We start from the raw sequence: 18,607 nt of genomic DNA, 5'->3' as shown, positions 1-18,607 counted from the left end.
GTTCCTACTAGTCAATGTATTATAAGCTCCTATTTTGCTGAGAATACTCAACACGTACTTTATCTTAAACAAATTTATTGTTTCACCTATGAACCTCTCCAAAAATATCTCCACTCTGACATTTTTACCTATTTAGTATACATTTCTTGAACTGACAAAAAAGAGAATTGAAGGACAATATTCTATCAAATAATATACCGTACAACCTTAAAAAGTATAGAATCGAAAATCTACTTTAATTCTCTTGCTTGTATTTGAATACCCAAAATATAGTTGACATATTAAAAACTGACTGCCAGCTTCTAATATGTCAACTATACAATGACCTCTTTAGTTCGTTTGTCCATGTGTATTCTAGCTGCAAATGTTTCAAAAGTAACTAATACAGGCATTTGATGATTTAACTCTTTTTGATATATAGATAATTTAGGATTTACTAGCTCTATATCTTTAATAGTTTCAATAGTGAACTTTCCTTTTAAAAGTAAGCTTTCATGTGTAACCTCTTCATAGCAACACACAGTTCCTTTAGAATTACGCTGGATATTTCTAACAGTTTCTCCATTGCCATCTAAGTAGAATTGTAATTTTAATAGCCCTTCTCTCCACAATGGTGATGATACAGCAATTACCGTAGGAAACTCACGCTTATCAAGGGTTGCAATTAAAAACACATTGCTTAAATTTAGTAGCTTCATAATTCGTTCGTGTAAACCCAACTCAAAAACGCTCCTTGTTAATTATTCATTTTCTTGTCAATCAATGGTCCAATGTATTTAAAGATTTTACTTTTTTTAATCCATTTCATTTTAAAAGGGAGCTTTATCGCTCCCTTAAGTATTTTAATAATAGTAGCAATATTTTAATTGTACTACTTTTTTAAGATATACACTTTTTTCATATTTTATCTATCTTTTTTTATAAAATATGAAAATGACTAAAAATACAACGATCAAAATTAAAACTACGACAATTGAAATGTATAGAAACATGTTTGAATTTTCAGGTTCAATGTTCACGTTAGCTTCATTTATCTTTTTTGCCTCATCTGGTAAAATCTCAAAACTATACTCTAAATTATACCTATAATGATAATTTGTTTCATCATAACTATATTCACCTATACTACTTTCATTCCCATATAAAGTACCTTTTACAGTATATTTGCCTGGATCAATCTTCTTATTTGCCATGCCGATCCTAAAATCCATGATCGAGTTTGGCGCAAACTGCATCTCTTTCTTTACAATACTCGCCACCGCCTCCGTATCACCTTCACGATAAACGTTAGCATCAATTACCATTTGTTTTAAATAACTAGTTGAATTATTTTGTAATTGCAAAATTGTGTTACTACGTCCATACTCCGTTTTCATAAACGCCTTTTCTAATTTAATATTAGATGTGACATCATTTTGGTTTTCTCGAATAATCATAGCTAATACATAGGAGAATGTATTATTGATTGCTACTGCATCTTTATCGTCTTTATCGGCTACTAATTCTTGTCCATGCTCTCTGAACTGGATACCACCAGCCAATACACCATCAAAGTTTTTTTCTGGCATTTTCACTTTAAAATCAACGGTTATTTTCCCTTTTTTGGGTACTGTCACCTGTTTAGGAAACGTAACAATTTCACTGATATCTACTGGCAAATTTTCAGTGCTTTTTAAATCATTCTCCCGATATTCTACTACGCCATTACCATTTGTTTTTGCTGTGTTTACTGAAATATCTACTAGTACGTCTTTATCCGTCGCATTCTCTAATTCAACTTGTAATGTTTCTTCTTCTTTCGGTTTTAGCAATAAGTCGAAGTACGTTAACGTTTTATCTATTTGTTTGCTAGACTGAATAGGTTTTACAGAGAATTTAAACTCCGCAGCAGTTCCATATGTAGTTCCCATAATTAAAAATAGTGTAGTTAAGATAAGTGAAATAGTGATATATTTGATTTTTTTCATAAAATTCCTCTCTGACCACTAAAAAAAGTCGATGGAGAGTTGTACTCTCCATCACTTTTTTATTCTGGCACATTTTGTAGTTGCCAATCTAAATTAGCCGTGTATTTATCTTTAACTTTCTTGGTACTTCCTGGTACTTTTAATACAACTGAACTTTCTGCCGTCTTTTCAGATGTATTACCAAATGCTATCGTCATGTTTTGATTGTCCTCTTTGCTTGTTGATTGAGCAAACAAGTTGGAATCCCCACCAGCAGATACCGTTACTTCTTGTGATAAATTCCCTTCAAAAGATTGATTCAAGCCTTCAAAAGTATTTACTTGAGCATTTTTTAATACTAATTCAACGTTAGACAAAACATTCTCTTTTTGACTATCATAAAATTCACCAAGTGACATTGAGAGTTTCCAACCACTTTGATCTTGAGAAGTATCATGCAATTGTACAAAGTTCGGATGTTCTGTTCCATCTGAACTTTTTAGTAAATTTGCATTGTATTGACTATCTTTATTTGTAATCATTTGCTCACCAAAATCAAATGAAGGAACATATACTAAGTTTAAGTTTCCTAGTTGTTCACCGACTGTACCTGTATTAGGTGAAAGAGTTTCTGTCATCGCTTCAGGGTTCAACACTGGGATTTTACTTACTTTTTCTGTTGTAACGCTTGTTCCCGTCTCTGTTCCATCGGCTAGACTAAAGATAGCATCGTTAATCAACTCTGTTCCTTGTGCCACACCTGTTACTTGAAGCTTATACTTCAAACTTACTTCAGCATCTGCTGGGATAGCATCGATCAATATTTTTAACTGATTAAGATCTTTATCATAAAAATCATCTGGGATATCAATCTTGTTCCCGTCCACAACTAATTCATACTCTCCAACATTTCGAAATAGCGTTGCATCTGGTAGCTGATCTGTTAATGTAACATTTTCAAGTGCAGTACTATAATTATTCAATTTGATTTCGTATTGTAGGATATCACCAATAAACAATGCATTTTGTTCTCTGCTCAATCCGTCTGCTTTTGTCACATTCGTATACCTTTTTTCAGGTTCTGGCATCGGCACATCATCTGTTTCTATCTTAGCTTGGGCCTCGTTTGCTTCAATGACGATATCATTTTCAACAGCTGGTTGGCGGTATGTTAAATTTCCGTTGATTGGAAATACATAATATCCTTGACCATCAATATTTTGATAAGCCTCCATCAGTTTAACATCTGATTTTGCAGTCGTTTTGAATTTTATTTCCATCGTTGATGGAAAATTATCCATCTGAATTAATGGATTTTTTATGTTTTTCAGGTCTAATACGATTTTTCCATTATCGTCAACGCTTATATCAAATTGATTGGTGATTGTAGTGTTCGTATCCAAACGTTTAACTGAAATATCCGATGCAGTGATTGGATTCAATAAATCATAATGCTCAATTTGCATATTGATTGTATATTTATCTGGCAATACAATCTGCGTCTGTCCACCACCACGTGAAGGATTCATCTGGATTGCTCGATACTCCAACGTGTTATCCGTAATGTTCGTACCAGTCTCATCACCATAGAGAACGGGTGCGTTATACCCTAATCGTAGTAAATCTAAGTCAATATTCCCTAACCATTGGGCAGCGCCCACTCCTGAACTAATATAACCATACGTAATCGGAAAACTTGCTTGATCTTCAAACATTACTGTAAACGAATTAGCAGGAGTCACAGTAGTCATCCCTGGATCTTGCCCTTGAACTCCAAAGTTCGTCGTTACGCCCGCACCATCAGGTGTAGCTAAAATATACTTCAAATTATTTTGACTAAATGAATAAACATAATTTTTCACTTTATCAATATCGAAAGCATAATACTCGGTATTGTCGACATTACCAAAAGATAAATAACCAGAAATATTAACTGTTTTGGCTGTTGCGCTATCATAGAAGTACATCGATGTATTCAAACGACTATTATAGAACATATTCGTTATAGACATGATTTTATTATCAGGGTACCCACTAAGCGTTGAGTGAAATTTCAGTGGTATATTCTGATTTAAGTTGGGACTTGGAAAGAATTGCCATTGAATATCCACATAACGTCCCTTATAAATCCCTGCACGTTTGTAATAAATAAAATAACCACCGTAATTTTGAATTGCAACCATTTCATCCTTCGTTAATTGTTTCTCAGCAATGGTCGACGTTGCATTCGTCGTGTTGTACCCAACAAGCGTTACCCCTGGATAAATCTTAGGTGTAAAATTAAATTTGGACGGAAAATCCCCCATATTGTCTTGGTTTATACTACCTGCCGCACCTGAAAGTGGTCCTAAGTACATCGGATCGTCTGCCGCATATAAACTAACATTATCTGAGCTCGCTTCTTTTGTTTGCTTCTTATCCGAATTCGTTGTTTTTTCCTCAGAATCTGATGTTGACGTCTCATTTGTATTAACAGTTACTTTAGTCACAACTGTCGATACTTCATCATTGAATCCAAAATCAAACTCATAAGTTTGTTTTTTGTCTACTATTGATGAAACCAATTCAATATCACTAATAAATTGGGATTCTTTAGGAAAAATAAGGCTGTTTTTGTCTTTGTTGTATTCTATTTCTCCAGTGATATTTTTCACCGTTAGTTCTGTTGGTAGTGTATATTCGTATTTCTTTGACAAGGCTTCACCAGTAACTTTTAATACAAACGTATTCTTTTCAACTTTAACATCTGTATAATCCTCATAGCCGATAATAACTGGCGCAATTGTTGGTGATGCCGAAGTTTCATTGGTTGGTGTATTTTGAGTATTTGGCTCTTGTCCGCTTGTTGCTGGAACATTGTCAGTTTTTTCATTAGCAAAACTTTCTGAAGAACCTATTAGCGGTGAAACTACCAGTAAAGCAACTAGTAAACACTTAGATAGCTTATTTTTCATGTTCTTCCTCCTTTCTTTTTTTTTTGAGAAAGATAATAAGAAAAAAGGCAATCGCAATTATTATCAAACCTGGCACTAATAATTTGCTCGCAGCCTCTCCTGCTTTAGGTAAATCTACACCAAAATTATTTCCATTATTCTTAGTACCGGTATCATTTTCTTCTGTGGTTGACTCAGTTACTGGTCCTGGGTTTGGTGCTGGATCTGGACCTGGATCTGGAACTACTTCCTCATAGACGCCAAAAAAGCTTGTGGATCCTTGACTTCTAATACTTGACGGCTCTTCTGCGAAAACAGCACTAACATACGCAAAAAAAGTAAAAAACATGGCGAAGCTAGCTATTAGAAGAAACACATTTTTTTTCATGATTCACCTCACACTCACTCTGTATTATCAATAACATAGCCTACTTATACTAAAGAAGAGGCTGACATATACAGCCAACCTCTACTTATGACAGAATCATATATTATTATTGAGCTGGAGTGTCTGATAGTACCCAGTCTAAGTTTGTTACATAACGTTCTGCTTGCTTCTTAACTGAACCTGGCACTGAAAGTTGTACCGCTTTATTAACTTGTGTTGCTTGAAGTTGTGGCTGTTCTTCACCAGCGATTTCTGCATAACGTTGGTCTTCTTCAACAGTTCCCCAAGAATTAACCCACGTTCCTTCACCTTCAGCAGCGGCTGCAGCAAATACTGTTTGCGCTTCGTTATTAGGTAATAAATTGATTGGATTAGCAACAACAGATGGCGTTGTAGCATCTTCCCAAACACCAAGAGTATTTGGTTGTGTTAGTGAAATTTGTGTAGCATTTCCTAACGTTGCACCTGAGCCAGAAGTAAATTCATCTTTTTGAGCAACGGTTAATGTCCAACCAGTATACTCACCACGTTCATCTGTTACTTGAACGTAATTTGGTACGTATTTCTCTACTCCACCTTCTGCATTACGTAATGGTGTTGCATATGCATCATAAACAGTGTCTTTATTTGTAATTTGGTTTAAACCAAAGTACAAATGTGGCACATAGTCTAAACTTAATGGACCATCTGTTCCTGGCTCTGGATCTGGACCTTCTGGGTCTGGATTACCTGGATCTACTGGATCAGTTGGATCTGGATCTTCTGGATCAACTGGGGGTACAGTTTCATCATTTTCAAAATACTTGATTGATCCTTCTGAACCTAATTGAGCAACATCTTCTGCATATGCACTAAATGTTGAAATTGATAATGACCCTAAAACGATTGAACTTAATAATAAACTTGTAGCTATTTTCTTCATAATAACTCTCCCTTGAAACAAAATTTGGTATATTCTATACCTTATAAATAAGGTACCATTTTAAAATGAGTTGTGATTATCCTAAAAAGAAAAATAACAGACTTAATAGGATAAAAAGATTAAACAAGGTTATAATTATGCAACGTTTTTTCCATGATACATTTATGTATCGCATTACTTAAATTGTTCCAGCAATACAAATCGTTGATATCTGAAAAATATAAATATCTCCATTTTCCCACTTTGTCTACGCCAACATCAGAAATCACTATATCCGTTTCATCGTTAGCCTCATTGCATATCTTTACTATGCCATCCATAAAAATACTATTCAAAAAATTTTCAATGATTGTTCTGTTAAATGATTTTCTATACAATAATATTGCTAAATTTATTGTCGAGGTTTCTTTTAACGTACTTGTTAATAGCTCAGAGGTATTGAACGTATAGCTTTTAAGATAGTCATTTTTATCCGAGCAACTCAATTCTGATTCAATGATCTTCTGGATTCTTTTTTGTTTTTCAAATTGTAAAACATTCTCTCTATCCATCCTAGCTATTTTCCAATACTCAAACTCTTTGTATACAATCAAACGAACTATCAATTCACCTAACATCTCTAACGTATCCATCGTTGAATTTAAAAATTCAGAGAGGATTCTATCAATAATTTTCAACAATTGAGAAACAACGCTATTTTTTTCCTTTAACTGGGATAATTTTTCCCCAATTTCTAAAAAAACACTCTTTTCATACAATTCGGGAGCATAAAATAATGTTAATATCTTAAAAAAAGACAAATCATTTTTATTTAGACTCGTTGGAAGTGTTACATCCAGATTAGGAATTGATTCTTCAATTAAAAATATACACTCTTCTAACATATTTGAAGTAAATTTTACCTTTCGATTCAATTCAGCTGATCTAACACATATATCTGAAAGTATTAGATATTTTTGAATTGATTTACTTAATAGTGGTCCTTTATGTGCCATCTTACTATTTTTATTAGTAAGACTTTCACCGAAAAATAGTTTAATATAGTACTTTATAAAACGTATGATTTTTTCATTGCCTAATAACTCTATTTCTCCTTGTTCTTTTGCTAAAAATATTTCTAAATCATTTGCCTTAAAAAAAGAAGTGATTTTATGTAAAATTTTATAAATATACGATTGGCTTACATTCACAGACATTGATAACTTGATCGTATTTGTTTTTCTTTCCTTTAACAAGATGGTCAAAATATGATAAACCATTGAATGATTGACATAATACTTTCTCGTTTCAAATATTACCTTTTGTTCATATACATTTAAGAAATGTTCATTTAACTTATAATTTTGACCGACATTTTCTATAGGTTTAACGTCAAATATATCTTCAAGTTCTTCATTTAGTGTATTAATATTCCTAGTTATATTTTTTTTAGAAATGTTTATATTTTTTTCAAGTTCAGCTCTTTTTACATGTTTATATTTTATCAAATAATCTAAAATTTCAATTTTGTTTATTTGAGTACTACTCAAAAAGATAGATGTTAAATTATACATTGATTCCCCCTTACTTTTAAAACAACTATGCACCTTAGAGTGTAATGAATTTCTTATTGTCGATTATGCATAGCTTCAGCATCTAACAAAATCCTCTCTGTTTCCTTTCCTAGTAAACTAGACTTATTATTATATAATATATATTACAGCACATCATATTTGCTTTATGCTCAAAAAAAAGACCAAAAAATTCATTTTTTGATCTTTCTATTTTTTATTTCCAATAATTTTTTTTCTATTGATATAATGTCTCTAAACTCTAAACCTTGTTTAACATACACTATTGTACTATCCGAAAAATGAACATTAATTTCTGGAGTCATGCTTGTCACTATCGTAAGATCATATCTACCGACTCTATCTTCTGTAAATTTAGTATAGCAATGTATATTGTATCTATCTCCAAAGTAATTGTACATTTTTCTCATCACTATATTTTCGTTTAATACGCCTGTATCCGTGTTTAATAAGATACTAACTTCTTCTTCATAAATGGATAATTTTCTGATTTGTCCAAATATTAAAAAATATTTTTTTATGAGATTACTACTATTCAAATCGAATTTATTTTTTATACACCTTTCCAAAAGTACTTCTAATTTTTTTCTCAAATTAGGAAAACTATATGGACTTTCATCTTTGGCCAAATCTTCTAATTCAACAGCTTTTGGATAAAGAATAGAGACCAAATGACTAGCATAAAGTCCTGGTTCTATCAATTCTATTTCTTGTTCACTTAGCGTAAAAAATTCATTCTGAAAATGCCGAATGAATCGTTCGTTCACTTTGTGTAAGAAAGAATTGTTTTCTTTCGTAATGGTTCTTATTGTCTTTCCCAAAGGTGTTTCTAAAAATCTGGGCGCTGCCATTAATGAGAGAAAAAAATAAACTAGTTCCCCTTCATCCTTAAAAATACGCCTATCACGATGAAAAAAAAAGAACTTAACAATATAGTTACTTTCAATCTTTAAGTGTTTAGGACTAATGAAATTATACCCATTTCTTGACCTCATTAATTGAATTCCTACTAAATTAAATACTTGTTGAATATTAATTAGATTTATTTTGCTTCTCATAGACAACTCAGTCAAACTACTTAAAATTTTTCCAACATACTCTTTCGATATTTTCTCAAATGGCCATACTTCACCTTTGTATATATCCCAAAAATACTTTCTTGCTATTGAACGTATGTACCACTCATCGCCAAGTAAAACTACATTTCCCTTTTGTTTTGAAATTTCTAAATGATTCTTCTCAATGATTTTCCTAATCCTTGTTAATTTTCTTCTATAACTGGATCCACTAATAAAATATTGTTCTGAAAACTTGACTTCATTTACAGAATCACCCAATATTAAATTTTTGAAAAGACATATACTTAAGTCACTTTCAATAATACTCACTCTTAATCTATTATGTTCTGAAAGACTTTTGATCACTAATCTCGCACCAGAACGATCTTTTATTAAACTCTTTTTTTCATGTCTCATATCTTCAAGATAAGACTGTAGTTCTATAATATACTTTTCTGCTGTATTTCTAGATAGTTTAATTTTTTCTACGATCTCGTTATATCGAACATAATCACTTTTCATTTCTAATAAATCTAAAATTTCTAATTTTTTTTTTGTTGTACTCTCCATAATTTCGTGTATTGAAATCATTCTTCCACCTCAATTTAACTCTTCCGAAAATATAATAAAATTTTATATTTATATAAACTATTTCTTAATTTAGTGTATTGAATAGATTAGAAAATGACAAATTTCCTGCTTACTATCCATTTTTTAACAGTCAATACACAGTAAAAGATTGGATCACTTTTTTTATCATTTTATTCATAATTTGATATAAATAAAAACTAATTATCATTTATAATTTATTTATACTAAAGAAGGAGGATGCATAATGATTACTTTAAACGTTTTTTTTGATTTAAATCCGGTATACAAAGAAGATTTCCTTAAACTACTGAACAATATGGTGGTTGAATCGAATAAGGAGACCGGTTGCACCTACTACCATCTTCTAGAAGACCAAACACAAGAAAATCGTTTTACTTTAATTGAGCATTGGGACGATCAAACTGCCTTGGATGGTCACAATAAAACTGCTCATTGGATCAATTTCAATAATACAGTCAACGATTATTTGAACCATCCTTATGAAGAACATCATTACACTGAAATAGACTTTTAGGTCTATAAAATAGCTATTTCATGATAAAAAAATAGACCTCTATTCCGCTTTCAAAAAAAAAAGGAGATTTAGATGTTTCATTATCTAAATCTCCTTTTTTGAATTATACTATCTACTTTGCACTAAAGCTTCTCATCTTTCATTATTCAGTATCTTTTTCTTTTTTTCGACGTTCTAGTTCTCTCATCTCACGTTTTTCTTTTTTTTCTTCTTTCTTAAATGTCACGTGTTCTTCATTCTTGTCGATAGTCGCTTCAAATTGTTCTTTATTTTTTTCTTCTCTAAAAGATTCTCTATTTTCTTTTTCCCCATGGCGCTTTGTTGACATAATCAAACACTTCCTTTAATTTTCTTATATTCCAACTTTTTTTCTTCTGCTTATTCATTCTCTTGTCCCACTTGCTTAACGACCACTTGACAGATAGCCGAAATGTATAAATACTATGTCTAGATTATTGTCTTAATTTTCCTATAAATGGATATTTAAAATAATCATTTCCTCTAGATATACTAGATTACAATGCTTATTTGTGTCCATTTGTTGTTTACCCCCTTCTTTCACAATAATACAATTTTTCGTCGTTTTTTTTATTCATATTTTTTTTAAAAACCTTCAATTTTTGACGTAAATTGAAGGTTTTATTTCATCTGTGTTTAGTTTATCATCAGACTAATTTAAACTAAGAAGAGACTAGCTATTTTAGATGTCTTTGACAATCTTAATTCATCCACTTCCGATTCATCTAAACTGTTCTCCGTAAATCCGTGATACCGTGTACTTATTGATCACAGGTACCAACAAATTCATTACTAAGATCGCGACCCCGATTCCTCCAGGTAAATCCATACTGATCCGCAAAGTTGCTGCTAGTACACCACAGCCAAGCGCAAATATATACTTCCCTTTATCCGTCAACGGTGAAGTCGTATAATCCGTCACCATAAAGACAGCAGCAAAAATCAATGCTCCACTTAGCAAATGAGCACTCGCAAAAGCAAAATTAAATGAACTACATAATAAAATTGACCCATAAAATGAAACCATTGTAATAACTGGCACCAACGGATTGATAATCTTTCGCACAATCAAATAACTCGCTGATAAAAGCAACGCAAACTTGCACGTTTCACCAATTGGGCCACCCAACCCAACCCCCATAAACAAATCAACTAAATCAGGCGTTGTCGGTGAAATCTCTCTCGCAAAATTCCCTAAATCGACTAATGGCGTTGCAGTTGCCACCACATCCGGTTGCGGTGTGACCCAATTCGTGATCCACGGTGAAAAGAATAATTTCAACAACACTCGGGCTGCTACAGCTGGATTCAACCAGTTTCGACCAATTCCACCTGCCAATTGTTTTACTACAATGATCGCAATGAAATCACCAATAAGCAACGTCCATAAAGGAGCTGTAACTGGTAAGGTCAAAGCTAACAACCACCCTGTGATCACTGCGCTGTAGTCCGTTATCGTCACTTTCTTCCAAACAATTTTCTGAAAAGCAAACTCAAGTCCCACACAGGCAACAATACTTACAATCACCATCACTAAAGACCATAATCCAAAAAAGTAAACAGCCGCAATTGTTGGAAATACTAAAGCAATCAACACTTGCTGCATGATCCACTGAGAGGTCCATTTTTCTCTAATATGAGGACCCATAAACGGTCCAGTACTTGTATATTCTTTATTTATCATCATCGACTCTCCAATACTTTTTGCTTCGCCGCTCGGATATCACCTAAAATATCGATTTTTGATGGACAAATATACGAACAGGCACCACAATCGATACAATTCAGAACCCCTAAGCGTTTTGTTTCTTCGATATTACCTGCTCGATACGCATTACTGATAGAAATCGGTTGTAAATTGACTGGACAAGCATTGACACACTCTGAACAGCGTATACAATTTTGTTCTTCTGGAATGTTTGCTTCCTCTCTAGTCAACGCAAGGATCAATGAGGTTGTTTTCGTTACTGGCTCATCTAAATTTTGGATTACTTTTCCCATCATCGGCCCACCATTAATCAATTTCATCGGGCTTTCAACAAAACCACCACACGCTTCAATGACATTCTCGATTGGTGTACCAATTCTCACACGTAAGTTTTGAGGATGCTTGATCGGTGTGCCTGATACAGTCACAACACGATCGATCAATGGTCGATTTTCCTTCAACGCATGAAATGTAGCGAATACCGTTGAGACATTCATGATTCCGACATTTAAATCAATCGGTAATTTCCCAGCTGGTAGTTCTTTTCCAAGAACTGCTTTAATAACAATTTTTTCAGCTCCTTGGGGATAATGATTCGGTAAAATTTTTAGCTTGATTTGCTCATTGTCGATTTTAGCTTCCAAGTTTCTGATTGCCTCTTCTGATGAGCTTTCTATCGCAATCACACATTGCTTGATCGACATCATTTCTTGAAGCATACTGATTCCTGCAATAAAATCATTCATTTGCTCAATAATAATTCTTCTGTCGGCCGTAACAAATGGTTCACACTCGACCGCATTAACGATCAATGTTTCCATGTACTGATGTTCTTTCAAAAGAAATTTTACATCTGTCGGAAAACCAGCGCCGCCCATCCCGACGATTCCGTTGTTTTTGATTATTTCCACTAAATTTTCACTACTTGCTTGCGGTAGTTCATATGTATCTTTAAAATCATTTTTAATGACCACAACGGATACTTCGTTTACGCCAATGATTCTCTGTTCGATTTTTTCAACCGTTCCTGAAACTGAGCTATGTATGTTGGCTGAAATCATGCCATCTTTGGCACCGATCAGTGTACCGATTTTCACCGTCTGCCCTGTGGAAACAACGATCTTTGCCGGTTTACCGATATGCATATTCATTGGTAAGATAATCCTACCTGGGGCGTTTAGATCTTTAATTGATTCTAGCTTTGTTAACCATTTATTTTTGGGGACTAGCACGCCGCCAAGTTTTCTTTTTATTCTAACAAACATTGATTTACCTTCCTTCTAATTAAATTTTTGTCTATCTATAAATGAAAAAGTAATAGACTAATGCAATTGCTACAACGACTAATTGCATCGTTAAACCTAAAATTTCATATTTTTCTCTTTTCATGAATACTCCTTTACCATTTCTATTATTCTATGTATTACAAGATTTTGCTCATTAAATTTAGCATATCATTAAATTTTGCAGCTCAGAATTATTTTTTTCCGCTCATTGTCGAAAGATGAACTTGCGATTCTTTTGAGAAGTCAATTCTTTTACTACTTCTTTCTATGTAAAAAAAATAAACCGTTTTCCTCTTACTATTGTCGAATATTAAACGATTGTTCGTTAATAAAAAAAGATAAAAACCAATATTTTCCAGTTATAAAACTAATTTTGATATTTTTTAGCAAAAAAATAGACATCCTCTTTCTGTATTTTTACATACAGAAAAAAGATGTCTGTCATTTTTGGTCATTTGCTTTTAACGACGTTTCGTTTCAAACAATGGACTAACGGGTTTATTTTCATGGATACGCTTGATGGCATCACCAATCAATTCACCAACACTGATTTCATCGATTTTATCGATTTTACGATCATCAGAAAGATAGATAGAATCTGTTACAACTAATCGTTTGATGGCAGAATCTTCAATACGTTGTAAAGCTGGTCCTGATAAAACAGGGTGTGTACATGAGGCATACACTTCTTTTGCGCCAGCTTCTTGTAATGCATTAGCAGCTAATGAAATTGTCCCAGCTGTGTCGATCATGTCATCGATCAAGACACAGATTTTGCCTTCTACATGTCCAATAATATTCATTACTTCAGCAACATTCGCTTTTGGACGACGTTTGTCGATGATTGCAATCGGTGCTTTCAAATATTCCGCAAGTTTGCGGGCACGTGTCACACCACCATGGTCAGGAGAAACAACGACAACATCGTCTCCTTGAATGCCATGTTCCATAAAGTAATCTGCAATTAATGGAGCGCCCATTAAGTGATCCACTGGAATATCGAAGAATCCTTGAATTTGAACGGCATGTAGATCTAATGTCAACATTCTAGTTGCTCCTGCTTTTTCAAGCATATTTGCTACAAGTTTCGCTGTGATTGGTTCACGAGCACGAGCTTTACGATCTTGACGTGCATAACCATAGTAAGGCATCACAACGTTAATTGTTTTTGCACTTGCACGTTTTAAGGCATCGATCATGATCAATAATTCCATCAAATTATCATTGACTGGACTACTTGTTGATTGGATGACATAGACGTGAGAACCACGAATACTTTCTTCAATATTTACTTGAATTTCACCATCACTGAATTGCGTGACAGAAGATTTTCCTAATTCTACACCGACAGCAGCAGCGATTTTTTCTGCTAATGGACGATTCGAGTTAAGAGAAAAGATTTTCAATCTAGGATCAAAATAATGTTTTGACATGAGGACCTCCACTTTCTTTTACTGAACAATAGTTTCCTTATAAATAGTAGTCACTTTTTCAAAATAAATCAAGTGATTTTGAGGCATTCCTCTAAATTAATACGATTTTCTAATAAAAATCAGCAAGTCTTCACGCGAAAAAAATGAAAGTAGTCAAAATATGTGGTTTTTGTTATTTTCTTTTGAAAAATCAGAGCATTTCCTAATGACAACAGACAAGAAATATATTACTATTTAGGAAGACACAAAAAATGAAAGCGCATTATTTTTTGTATTTAATTATGAACATTGCGCTGTGTATTATCTAGTTTCGCAGAAACTGTTGAACATTGTCACTATCTAGCTTCGCGGGCTAGTCTCGACTGAACGAGCCCGCTACGCTTTAAATTTAAGGAGGAATTTTGTGAAAAAGTCTGTTTTGAAAAAAGTACAACACGGGTTTCAAGTATTGATGGTTTCAACTTTATTAGCAGGTACCAGCGCCACTACTGCGTTAGCGATCGAGCAGCAAACTGGAGAATCAACGCAATCAGAAAGTACTACTGTTTCAAGTACAACATTATCGGATGAACAAGATACTGATACGCCAACTGATAAGGTTCAGACCTCGCAGAGACTTACCATTTTAGGCACTTCAGATGTCCACGGCCAGCTATGGGACTGGTCGTATGAAGATGATAAACAAACTCCTGTAGGGCTTTCTCAAGTTAGTTCTGTCGTAAATAATATTCGATTAGAAAATCCGAATGGCACTATTTTGATCGATAATGGAGATATGAACCAAGGAACGATTTTAACTGATGATTTGTATAATAAAGCTCCTTTGATCGATAAACCAAATCCAATGATCAAAGCGATGAATTATATGAAATATGATGCAATGGTATTAGGGAACCATGAATTTAACTTTGGATTAGACTTGATCAAAAAACTTAATACTGAAGCAGCGTTTCCAATCTTATCTGCGAATACCTATGTAAAAGACTCAAATAGCCGCTTTGTCGGTGGTACAACGAAGAAAGACATTGACCTAGATGGAGATGGAAAGAAGGATTTGACTGTCGGTATCATTGGGCTGACAACGCCACAAATTCCATTATGGGACGGTGCTAAAGTAGACAGCCTGTATTTTAATCCTTTAAGAGAAGAAGCAGAAAAAGCCGTAGCGGAGTTAAAAGATGAGACTGATATCATTGTCGCTTCGATGCATGCTGGACGTCAAAGCTCTGATCCTGCTTCAAGTGCTGATGAGGTCATCACTAAAGTTGCTGGTATTGACGCCTATATTTTGGGACACGATCATCGCTCTTTTGCAGAACAAGTGCAAGGACCAAATGGCCCTGTTCCAGTAGCAGGACCTAAAGATACCGGAACAGAAATGGTCAAAATCGATCTTGATGTCGAAAAAACAGGAGACAAATGGCAAGTCAAAACCAGCGACGCTACTATTGTAAGCACCAAAACAGTCCCAGCTGACGAAGCATTAAAAAAAGAAACTCAAGAATACCATAACAAAACGAGAGAATTTATCTCTGAAAAAATCGGAACAGCAACTGGAAACTTTTTACCCGCTGAAGAAGTAAAAGGAATTCCAGAAGCACAACTTCGTCCGACTGCGATGATTTCTCTGATCAATAATGTGCAACGAAAAGCAACCGGCGCACAACTTGCTGCCTCTGCTCTCTTTAAAGCGGATAGTAAATTAAACGCAGGCGATATTTCTTATTCTAATATTTTTGATATTTACAAATACCCTAACACACTGGTCAGTGTCAACATTACTGGAGAAAATCTACTAAAATACATGGAAAATCAAGCAGATTACTACAACACGCCTGGTCCAGATGATCTAACAATCAGCTTTAATGAAAAAATCCGTGTGTATAACTATGATATTTTTTCTGGAATTTCTTATAAGATCGATATTTCTAAACCGCATGGTGAACGAATTATCAATCCAACAATCGACGGAAAACCAGTTGACCTTACAGCAAACTATACGATTGCTATGAATAATTACCGTTATGAAGGTTTACTAACGCAAGGAATCGTTACAGGGGAACCAATCAAATCCACTGATCCTGAAACATTACGCGGATTAATTGCTGATTATATCCGTGAAAAACAAACTCTTGATCCGGCACAAGAAATCGAGCACAACTGGGAATTGATCGGTTATCATTTTAATAAAAATTGGCGCGATCTAGCTGTTAAACTAGTGAATGATGGTACCTTACAGACTCAACCTGCTGCCGATGGTCGGACACCTAACGTCAAACCAATCACGAAACAAGATGTACGCAACGCAGGTTATCAGCCTGATTCAGAATCAATCACAATCATGCATACCAATGATGTGCATGGACGTTTGGAAGGAAACGGAAAAGATGTCTTAGGTATGGCACGTTTGAAGACTTATAAAAACGCGATCAATCCAGACCTCTTGATCGATGCTGGTGATGCGTTCCAAGGCTTGCCGATTTCTAATTTCTCTAAAGGGAAAGATATGGTCAAAGTAATGAATGAAGTTGGCTACGATGCGATGGCTGTTGGGAATCATGAATTTGATTTTGGTTTAAAAACTGCATTGGAATATAAAGACGAGTTAAACTTCCCAATCTTATCCAATAATACATTCCAAAATGGACAATTAGTTTTTGAACCCTATACAGTCTTAGAAAAAGGCGACAATAAATATGCAGTTATCGGCGTAACAACACCTGAAACAGCCACAAAAACCCATCCAAACAATGTGATAGGTGTGACTTTTGCTGACCCAATCATCGAAACTAAAAAAGCAATCGAATCAATCAAAAATTCAGGCGAAACAATCACTGCATACGTTGTGACGGGGCATCTAGGCATCGACGAAACCACTCCTCACGAATGGCGTGGCGATACTTTGGCTGAGACACTAAGCAAAGAATTCCCTGATTTAAATATCACCGTTTTGGATGGACATTCACATACAGCCGTTGATGGCGGAAAACAATTTGGAAACGTGATGTACACACAAACTGGAAATTATCTAAACAATGTCGGTTTAGTTAACGTTAATTTGACAGACCTTAGTAAAAAGACCGCCTCACTAACACCAGCAGACACTTTAGCAACGCTAGAAGAAAATCCTCCAGTTAAAGCATTAGTTGATCAAGCTAGAGCGAACTTTGAAGCTTGGGGATCAGAAGTCGTGATTGAAAATAATCCTTATCAATTTAACGGAGAACGCGACAATGTGCGAACCAGAGAAACGAATTTGGGGAATCTGATTGGCGATGCGATGCTAACTTACGGACAGCAAGGCTTCAAAAACAAAACCGATTTCGCTGTAACAAATGGCGGCGGTATTCGAGCAAATATTGAACCAGGTAAAGTGACGTTAGGTGATGTCATTGCTGTTATGCCTTTTGGTAATAGTATTTCTCAAATAAAAGTGACAGGTAGTCAAGTTAAAGAAATGTTTGAACTTTCGCTTCGTTCAATGGCGCAAAAAGACGAAAATGGCACAGTAATTTTAGATGAATACAACCAACCGAAACTAGGGGCAAATGGTGGTTTCCTTCATGTTTCAAGTACCATTCGTGTACACTATGATTCAACGAAAAAAGGCTCTCTACTGCCAGCAGATGAAGGAAACGGAACAGACAAAACCATCATCGGTGAACGAATCTTACAAATTGAAATTCAAGACCGCAAGACTGGAAAATTTGCACCAATCGATGAAAAAGCCACTTATCATATGGCAACGAATGATTTTCTGGCAGCTGGTGGTGATGGCTACGATATGTTAGGTGGTGAGCGTGAGGAAGGACCTTCTTTAGATACCGTTTTGATCGATCATCTAAAACAAGGAACAAACATTCGTCTATACGATGCCGCAACAAATATCGATCTCGCACAATACAAAGAACCCTTTCCAGGTGAACGGATCATTTCTATTTCAGAAGCTGAGTTTAATAAGAAAAACAAACCAGATCCTGTACCTAACCCAGATCCAAAAGATCCAATTATAACAAAACCTGTTGGAAAAACAGCAGATTATCCAAAGATGGGTGAAACGATTGTTACTTATGGAAGTTTAGGGTTACTTATCATTGGTCTTTCAAGTTATAGTTTTTATAAATATAACCGAAAGCGGAAAATAGGATAGATAAAAAAGAGAGCTAGCCACCTGCTTAGCTCTCTTTTTTGTCTTCTAATATATTTGGCGAATAATGG

Annotated in this window: 13 protein-coding genes; 2 read left to right on the top strand and 11 right to left on the bottom strand. The window is 34.5% G+C overall.

Features of this window, described 5'->3' with window-relative positions:
- Positions 1-314: 314 nt before the first annotated feature.
- From IGJ02_RS00875 to IGJ02_RS00845, 7 genes are all read right to left on the bottom strand, one after another.
- Complete coding sequence (locus IGJ02_RS00875) at positions 315-719, bottom strand: pyridoxamine 5'-phosphate oxidase family protein (RefSeq protein WP_430602873.1); 405 nt, start codon at positions 717-719, stop codon at positions 315-317.
- 189 nt (positions 720-908) lie between these two features.
- Positions 909-1,967 carry a DUF916 and DUF3324 domain-containing protein gene (locus IGJ02_RS00870; RefSeq protein WP_430602872.1) on the bottom strand — a complete coding sequence of 353 codons (1,059 nt, stop codon included), beginning with the start codon at positions 1,965-1,967 and terminating at the stop codon, positions 909-911.
- A 59-nt stretch (positions 1,968-2,026) separates the two neighbouring features.
- A complete protein-coding gene (locus tag IGJ02_RS00865) occupies positions 2,027-4,900 on the bottom strand; it encodes a WxL domain-containing protein (RefSeq protein WP_430602871.1) in 2,874 nt (957 codons plus the stop codon).
- Positions 4,890-5,267, bottom strand: a complete 378-nt coding sequence (locus tag IGJ02_RS00860; protein ID WP_430602869.1) for a hypothetical protein — start codon at positions 5,265-5,267, stop codon at positions 4,890-4,892. Before IGJ02_RS00860 ends, IGJ02_RS00865 begins: the two co-directional genes overlap by 11 nt.
- Before the next feature lie 106 nt (positions 5,268-5,373).
- A complete protein-coding gene (locus tag IGJ02_RS00855; RefSeq protein ID WP_430602868.1) occupies positions 5,374-6,189 on the bottom strand; it encodes a WxL domain-containing protein in 816 nt (271 codons plus the stop codon).
- Between the two features lie 119 nt (positions 6,190-6,308).
- Positions 6,309-7,742 (bottom strand): helix-turn-helix domain-containing protein, encoded by a 1,434-nt coding sequence (locus tag IGJ02_RS00850; protein ID WP_430602866.1) that lies wholly within the window; start codon positions 7,740-7,742, stop codon positions 6,309-6,311.
- Between the two features lie 191 nt (positions 7,743-7,933).
- A complete protein-coding gene (locus IGJ02_RS00845; protein WP_430602865.1) occupies positions 7,934-9,409 on the bottom strand; it encodes a helix-turn-helix domain-containing protein in 1,476 nt (491 codons plus the stop codon).
- 244 nt (positions 9,410-9,653) lie between these two features.
- Between IGJ02_RS00845 and IGJ02_RS00840 the strand changes: the two genes are divergently transcribed.
- Positions 9,654-9,944 (top strand): putative quinol monooxygenase, encoded by a 291-nt coding sequence (locus IGJ02_RS00840; protein WP_430602863.1) that lies wholly within the window; start codon positions 9,654-9,656, stop codon positions 9,942-9,944.
- Between the two features lie 142 nt (positions 9,945-10,086).
- Here IGJ02_RS00840 and IGJ02_RS00835 read toward each other — a convergent pair whose 3' ends face one another.
- From IGJ02_RS00835 to IGJ02_RS00820, 4 genes are all read right to left on the bottom strand, one after another.
- Positions 10,087-10,272 (bottom strand): hypothetical protein, encoded by a 186-nt coding sequence (locus tag IGJ02_RS00835; protein ID WP_430602862.1) that lies wholly within the window; start codon positions 10,270-10,272, stop codon positions 10,087-10,089.
- Positions 10,273-10,683: 411 nt separating this feature from the next.
- A complete protein-coding gene (locus IGJ02_RS00830; protein WP_430602861.1) occupies positions 10,684-11,646 on the bottom strand; it encodes an RnfABCDGE type electron transport complex subunit D in 963 nt (320 codons plus the stop codon).
- Positions 11,646-12,935, bottom strand: a complete 1,290-nt coding sequence (gene rsxC / locus IGJ02_RS00825; protein ID WP_430602860.1) for an electron transport complex subunit RsxC — start codon at positions 12,933-12,935, stop codon at positions 11,646-11,648. The genes IGJ02_RS00830 and rsxC overlap by 1 nt, the downstream gene beginning before the upstream one ends.
- A 482-nt stretch (positions 12,936-13,417) precedes the next feature.
- On the bottom strand, positions 13,418-14,389 hold the full coding sequence (locus IGJ02_RS00820; protein ID WP_010761942.1) for a ribose-phosphate diphosphokinase: 972 nt from the start codon (positions 14,387-14,389) through the stop codon (positions 13,418-13,420).
- A gap of 403 nt (positions 14,390-14,792) precedes the next feature.
- Between IGJ02_RS00820 and IGJ02_RS00815 the strand changes: the two genes are divergently transcribed.
- Positions 14,793-18,539: a 5'-nucleotidase C-terminal domain-containing protein gene (locus IGJ02_RS00815; protein ID WP_430602858.1), complete on the top strand. Its 3,747-nt coding sequence runs from the start codon at positions 14,793-14,795 to the stop codon at positions 18,537-18,539.
- Positions 18,540-18,607: the final 68 nt, after the last annotated feature.

Origin of the sequence: Enterococcus sp. DIV0724b (assembly GCF_050531475.1) — a bacterium.
GTDB lineage: Bacteria > Bacillota > Bacilli > Lactobacillales > Enterococcaceae > Enterococcus_L > Enterococcus_L haemoperoxidus.
The sequence above is the reverse complement of the archived record's forward strand: the minus strand, read 5'-3'. Positions and strand labels throughout refer to the sequence as shown.